A 6,517-nucleotide genomic window follows, 5' to 3' on the forward strand; every position below is an offset into this window, starting at 1 on the left:
CCAGCCCACGCCGAGCATATGGAGCCTGATCGTGCCGACGCGTCCGCCGGCCTTGATGTCGGCGCGACCTGTCGTGTGAATCTCGATCTCGTCCTGATCGAAGCTCGTGATGATGATTTGATCGCCGCCCTTCGCAGTGAAACGGCGCGTCTGATCAGGCCCGGGGCGTCACCACTGGTCGAGCGACACGGCCTGCTTGCCGGCGAATCGCTGCTGAATGTGCCGGCCAAGCCTGTCCGCGAAGCTGCCGCGCGAGCCGATCGTCATGTTCACGAGAACGACCGCCGCATAGTCATGCTTGGGGCTGAAGAACGCATAGCTGCTGTATCCACCGGTGGCGCCATTGTGCGCGTACGTTTCGGCTTCGGTGTCGTAGAGCCAGGCATAGGCGATGCGCGTCGCGCCCGCCACGTCCGATTGAAGCTGCTGCGAGCGATCGAGCGCTGCAGGAAGCGTACGGGCATAGGGATCTGCGGCATTGCCGGCCGAACGCTCGCGAGGATGCAGATTCCATTCGAGATACGTCAGCATGTCTGCGGCGGTCGAGCGGATCGCTCCCGCACCCGCAAGCGCATCGAAATCCCAGCCCTGCGCAGGAACAAGATCGGTTGCGTGACCCTGGATGAGGCGCGCGCGTCGTTCCGGCGACAAGGCGGTTGCTGTGTCGGTCAAGCCCATGGGTAAGACGATCGCGCGATGCAGCAGCTCCGGATACGCAATGCCGGCACGATTCGACAGTGCCTGGCCAAGCAATCCGAATCCCAGATTGCTGTACAGGAACGTCGGGGCAGCGGGTTTTGCGACGCCATGTCCGAGGATGAACCCGTAGAGTTCTTTCGCACCGTAGTCGATGTAGGGATCGTTGCTGTCTGCCGGACGGAAGTTGCCCGGCATGCGCGGCAGACCGGAATGCTGTGTCGCCAGATCGAGCAGCGTGATTTCGGCGCCCTGCGGTTTCGCAACCGCTCCCTGGGGCAACAGCTCGCGCACTGCGGTGTCAGGCCGTACTGAACCGCTCTCGATCATCTGAGCCAGCAGCAATCCCGTGAAGGTCTTCGTGATCGAGCCGATCTCGAAGAGCGACTCGGTGGCGGCGTTGCCGAAGGTGAAGATGCGCCGGTCTCCTCGCGTGACGACGCCGATCGCAACGCCGATCGGTTTGCCCGGCGCGAGAATCCCTTCGCGTAATGGTTTCTGCAGGTCCTGCCTCAGCACCTCCTGCATCCTGGCCGCGCTGACCGGCGCAATGGCGTCGTCGAAAGTGATGGGAGGCAGTGGCGTTGCCGTAAGGCGAACCTGCTGTCGCTCGAAATTCAGTGCAATGGGTGCACCCGGCGAATCATCGGGATTCTTTTGAGTCCAGGTGCCGGAAAGCGTATCGCCATTGCTCGACAGTTTTCCGGTCCAATGTCCTTTGACGACCGGAACGTCGAACGAGAAATCGCGCTCCGAATACTTCGGGTTCGAGCAGGCAATGTCGAACGCATTGAGATCCACGCTGTCGACCGTGCAATGGAGCTGGCCCTCGATGTCGCTCTTCACTACGAGCTGGGTGCGCAGCTCCCGTCCTTGAGGCTTCGCGACGCCCAGCCAGAATCCATCGACGGGGGAGGGCTCGCGTGCGGGCACGAACGTCTCGCGCAGAAATACCAGCGGCAATGGCTGTCCCTGTGACCAGGTGCCGGAGAGCCTGGCGCCGCCGTCCTCGATCGATCCCGACCAGGAGCCGTTGACGATGGGTATCCGGAAGGAGAGCGACTGCCCGTCGATACGGACATCGCTGCATTTGAGCCCGTTTGCGCCCTGATTGGGACTGTCCAGCGTACAGCTGAGCGAGCTGCCTTCGTTCGCGACGATGTGCAGCTTGAGCGTGATCGGGCCCAGTGTTCCGACGTAGTCGCCTTGCACCGTTGGTGCTTGCGCTCGCGCAGGGTCCGGGGCGAGCGCAGCCAGTACCAGCAGAACGATGAGATGCGGAAGTCCTTTCATGTCGGGTTCCTTTCGATGGAGTGCTACGCGGGGAGTTCGGAAGAAGAGTCAGGTCTTCTCCGTGAGGACGGAGAGCTGATCCAGGCGCTGATGCAGCTTTCTCAGGGTTGGGCGCTGCGTCAGCGCCAGGATGGCTGCGATGATCACCAGCACGAGCAGGATGATCGGAACGGTGGCTGCGGCGTTCGGTCGTTGCAGATGCAGCGCGATCAGGAGGATGCCCGGCCCGATCGTCAGCGGAAGCACGTACCACCACAGGAATGTCGCCGAGAGTTCCCGCCGACGCTCGAGCTCGCTTCGATAGAGGGCGAGCGTCTGTTGAAAGTCGAGCGATGCCGGAATGCGGGTGACGCGGCCGCGGCTGTACAGGTAGACGCTCACGAACAGTGTCCCGGCGATGCACAGGCCGAGACCGACGATTTCTCCCATGCTTTCTCGAAGGACCGCTTGCTTGAGGCAGAAGATCCACCAGACGGCAAGCACGACGCCGGCGCCGAGCTCGATACGAGTGGTACGCCGGACAATGTGCGCATAGGCGCTGAGCTCGGTGTGCAGTTCCTGCGCAGACATGCAGCCTGCGGGAGCGGCATAGTGCTGAGTGCCCGGCAGAAGCTGGACGCGCAGGAAGTAAAGGATGGCAAAGCCCAGCGGAAAACCGATCGTCATCGCCTCCATGGACACCCTCCAGGCAGGCGCGGCGAGTGCAAGTGCGGCTTGCGACAACAACACGGCTACGGCGGCAACTGCGACATCGCCGGCAGCGGCCAGCCAGCAGTTCGGGGCGGGAGAGCGATAGATGTCACGCGCGGTCAGAGCGGCCAACGCAACGAGCGCGGGGACAACGGCAACGCCCCAGTGCGCCTGGTTCGGACCCCAGAAGACTCCAAACCAGAAATAGAAGGCGAGAAAGGCTGCCAAGGCAGGATTGAGCGTGCGGCGCAGTCGACTCCCGATCACGAATGGCAGCGTACCGAGCACATCCATCACATATCGGGCCGGAGACACATAGCGCTCGCTGAGATCGCCGAGCACATGTTCCCGACACACCGGCGGCGTGAGCAGGCGCACGACCCGCTCGATCACTTCTGGCGGACGGGCTTCCATTTTCCTGACCATATTCCTGCTCCCCATGCGTGCTCGACGGCATCGCAGATGCGGCGCGCCGTCACGACAGATTCACGCAGCGCTATTTCACCGTCCCGCTCCAGGCGGTAGTGCCGCTTCGAGCGACCGCCGCGCTCGGGGGTTGGATCGGCGAGCCAGGAAGAGATCAGGCCCTTGTCCTCCAGCCGATCCAGCGTGGCGTACACCGCTCCGAGTGCGACGGCCTTGGGGTTCGAGAGTTTCTCGACGACCTCGTGAATGGTGACGCCGTAGGCATCGTCCTTGAGGCGCAGAACCGCCGTCATGACGACTTGTTCGAACTGGCCCAGGGTCGGTGCGGTCTTCATTTGTCATACAGAGTAGAACAAATGAAGTCGATGCCGCAAGCGCAGGAGCGGCCCCCGCTGCGCGGACGAGGGGATCAGATCGGCGCGATCCTGAAGTCGATGCCCTGCGCCAGCGGCAGCTCCTGACTCCAGTTGATGGTATTGGTCTGCCGGCGCATGTAGGCCTTCCAGGAATCCGAACCGGATTCGCGGCCGCCGCCGGGATCCTTTTCGCCGCCGAAGGCGCCGCCGATCTCGGCGCCCGAGGTGCCGATGTTCACGTTGGCGATGCCGCAGTCGCTGCCCATCGCGGACAGGAAACGCTCGGCGTGGCGGATGTTGTCGGTGAAGATGGATGACGACAGGCCGTGGTCGACGGCGTTGTGCATGGCGATGGCATCGTCGAGATCCTGGTATTCGATGAGGTACAGGATCGGGCCGAAGGTTTCGGTTCTGACGATCGACCAGTCGGCCTTGGCGCGCACGATCGTCGGCGCGACGAAGTTGCCGTTGCCGGGCAGGATCTTGTCGCCGCACAGCACGGTGCCGCCGGCATGCTTGGCCGATTCGATCGCGGCCTTGTAGCGTTCGACGGCGGACTGGTCGATCAGCGGCCCCATCAGCGTGCCTTGCTCCATCGGATCGCCGATGCGGACCTGCGCGTAGGCGCGCAGCAGGCGCTCTTCCAGCTCTTTCGACTTCGAGCTGTGCACGAACACGCGCCGCGTGCTGGTACAGCGCTGACCGGCGGTGCCGACGGCGCCGAACACGATCGACGGTACCGCGAGATCCAGGTTCGCAAACTCATCGACGATGATGGCGTTGTTGCCGCCGAGTTCGAGCAGGCTTTTACCGAGCCGTGCGGACACGCGCTCGCCGACGCGACGGCCGACGGCGGTGGAACCGGTGAACGACACCAGATCGACGCGCCGGTCGTCGACGAGCTTCTCCGCCAGTTCGTTGCTGGCGCTGATGAAGAGCTGGAAGATGCCGGGATAGCCATGACGCTCCAGCACGCGATTGACGAGTCGTTGCACGGCGATGGCAGTGAGCGGCGTCTTGGGCGAGGGCTTCCAGATGCAGACGTCGCCGCAGATCGCCGCGAGGAATGCATTCCACGACCACACCGCCACCGGGAAATTGAAGGCGCTGATGATTCCGACGACGCCGAGCGGATGCCATTGCTCATACATGCGATGCAATGGGCGTTCGGAATGCATCGTGTAGCCGTACAGCATGCGCGACTGGCCGACGGCGAAGTCGGCGATGTCGATCATCTCCTGCACTTCGCCGTCGCCTTCGGGCTTGATCTTGCCCATCTCCAGCGTGACGAGACTACCGAGCGCGTCCTTGTGTGCACGCAGCTCATCGCCGACGAGGCGCACGGCTTCGCCGCGCTTCGGCGCCGGCACCGTGCGCCACTGATCGAAGACTTCACGCGCGCTGCGGATCGTGCGTTCGTAGTCGGCGGGCGAGGCGGTCTGCACGCGTGCCAGTAATTCGCCGGTGGCGGGATTCACCGAATCGATCACCGGGCCAGCCGTGTCTTTCGACCAGCCGCCGTCAGCGGACCACGAACCGGCATTGAGTTCGCGGAGTTCCAGCGCCTTGAAAATGTTCTGCATGATCAACCCCGACCCGAACGCTGGTGACCGGTGCGTCCGCTGACGACCATCTGTGCCGAGATTTCCTTGCCCGTGCCAGCCGCATAGTGTTTGCCGAAGCGGTTCTCCAGCACGTCGAGCAGCCGGAAATCTTCCTGACGCACGAAACCTTTGTACCTGCCCTGGCCATTGAGCACGAGATCGACGACGGCGGTGATGCCCGATGCCGTCGTCACCTGGATCGCCGACCACAGCCGGCCCGCGATCATCTGCGGATACACCTTGTTCACGTAACTCTCTTCGCGCAGATCGCCGTCCTGCGTGCCGGTGACGGCCACGTAGACCACGACGACATCCTGCAGCGTCTGCGGCACGGCGTTTTCGAGGATGCGCTTCAGCGTGCCGCGGTCGTGATTGAGCTTCAGATCGTTCATGAGCAGGCGCATCTGCTCGCAGTGACCGGGATAGCGCATGGTCTTGTAGTCCATGTTCTTCACGCGCTCGCCGTAGGTCTCGCCGAGCGAGCCGAGTCCGCCGGAGGTGTTGAAGGCTTCGTACAGCGTGCCGTCGAGTTCGATTTCCTCCAGACCTTCGAGCGGTGCGACTTCGATGCGGCGTCCGTCCACCAGCGCTTCGCAGGGATTGCCGTATTCGTTGATGAGACCTTCGGTCGACCAGGTCAACGAGTACTTGAGGACGTTGTGCGGATGCTGGGGCAGGGCGCCGACGCGCAGCTTCACGGTGCGCAGTTCATCGAAGTGGCCGATGAGTTCGTTCGCCGCGATGGAGATGAAGCCGGGCGCCAGGCCGCTCTGGGGAACGAATGCCTGGGCAGCGCCTGCGGCGATCTTGCGCACCGCGCGCGTGACTTCGACGTCTTCGGTCAGATCGAAATAATGTATACCCGCGCGACGCGCCGCTTCGGCCACTGCGACATTGCAATAGAAGGGCAGACTCGAAATGACGGCATCCACCGGATGCTGTTTCAGATGGCCATCGAGCGCCCGCGCATCGGCCGCATCGAGCGTGTGAGCGTGCAGGTTCGCGAGGCCATGGGCTTTGACCACCGAATTCGCCGCAGCGCCGGCGACGTCGGCGAGATGGACCTGGTACGAGCCGGATTCGGCGAGCAGGCCGGAAATGAGCGCGCCGATCTTGCCGGCGCCGAGAATGAGCACTTTGTGCATGAACGACACTCCGTGGGAAGGCGGCCATTTAAGGCGCGTCGGCGGCGACTGTAAACGCGGTTCACGGACTGTATGCAAGTCGGGGTCGGCGAGCTTCTGGAACGCGGTAGCGGGTGTTAGGATCGGCGCGCATTTTTTCGCATTTCTCCCGAGTTTTTTCCCATATGACGCGCAGCCCCGACCTGATTGAATGGCATCCCGCGAGCTGGCAGAGCAAGGCCGCGGCCCAGCAGCCCACCTATCGCGACAAGGCCGCGCTCGATGGCGTCGTTGCCGAACTGTCGAGGTTGCCGCCGATCGTCGTGTC

The 6,517-nt window shown here is 63.2% G+C and carries 6 protein-coding genes; 1 reads left to right on the forward strand and 5 read right to left on the reverse strand.

Annotation, left to right across the window (positions count from 1 at the left end; all coding sequences use genetic code 11):
• Positions 1–168 precede the first annotated feature (168 nt).
• From V7D81_RS13790 to V7D81_RS13810, 5 genes are all read right to left on the reverse strand, one after another.
• Positions 169–1,989, reverse strand: a complete 1,821-nt coding sequence (locus V7D81_RS13790) for a serine hydrolase domain-containing protein (RefSeq protein WP_324317198.1) — start codon at positions 1,987–1,989, stop codon at positions 169–171.
• Positions 1,990–2,037: 48 nt separating this feature from the next.
• Entirely contained in the window at positions 2,038–3,093 is a 1,056-nt protein-coding gene (locus V7D81_RS13795; RefSeq protein ID WP_324317200.1) for a hypothetical protein, read from the reverse strand.
• Positions 3,069–3,440: a PadR family transcriptional regulator gene (locus tag V7D81_RS13800; protein WP_324317202.1), complete on the reverse strand. Its 372-nt coding sequence runs from the start codon at positions 3,438–3,440 to the stop codon at positions 3,069–3,071. The genes V7D81_RS13795 and V7D81_RS13800 overlap by 25 nt, the downstream gene beginning before the upstream one ends.
• Before the next feature lie 74 nt (positions 3,441–3,514).
• Entirely contained in the window at positions 3,515–5,047 is a 1,533-nt protein-coding gene (gene amaB, locus V7D81_RS13805) for an L-piperidine-6-carboxylate dehydrogenase (RefSeq protein WP_349257658.1), read from the reverse strand.
• On the reverse strand, positions 5,047–6,210 hold the full coding sequence (locus V7D81_RS13810; RefSeq protein ID WP_324317206.1) for a saccharopine dehydrogenase family protein: 1,164 nt from the start codon (positions 6,208–6,210) through the stop codon (positions 5,047–5,049). The genes amaB and V7D81_RS13810 overlap by 1 nt, the downstream gene beginning before the upstream one ends.
• A 164-nt stretch (positions 6,211–6,374) precedes the next feature.
• Here V7D81_RS13810 and V7D81_RS23285 point away from each other — a divergent pair.
• On the forward strand, positions 6,375–6,517 hold a 143-nt coding region (locus V7D81_RS23285; RefSeq protein ID WP_349257659.1), incomplete at its 3' end, for a 3-deoxy-7-phosphoheptulonate synthase.

The sequence above is a fragment of the Povalibacter sp. genome (genome assembly GCF_036735925.1).
GTDB lineage: Bacteria > Pseudomonadota > Gammaproteobacteria > Steroidobacterales > Steroidobacteraceae > Steroidobacter.

Excerpts from the sequence above, each read along its gene's own strand:
- V7D81_RS13790 (WP_324317198.1), bottom strand. The coding sequence starts at position 1,989 with ATGAAAGGACTTCCGCATCTCATCGTTCTGCTGGTACTGGCTGCGCTC.
- V7D81_RS13810 (WP_324317206.1), bottom strand. The coding sequence starts at position 6,210 with ATGCACAAAGTGCTCATTCTCGGCGCCGGCAAGATCGGCGCGCTCATT.
- V7D81_RS13795 (WP_324317200.1), bottom strand. The coding sequence starts at position 3,093 with ATGGAAGCCCGTCCGCCAGAAGTGATCGAGCGGGTCGTGCGCCTGCTC.
- V7D81_RS13800 (WP_324317202.1), bottom strand. The coding sequence starts at position 3,440 with ATGAAGACCGCACCGACCCTGGGCCAGTTCGAACAAGTCGTCATGACG.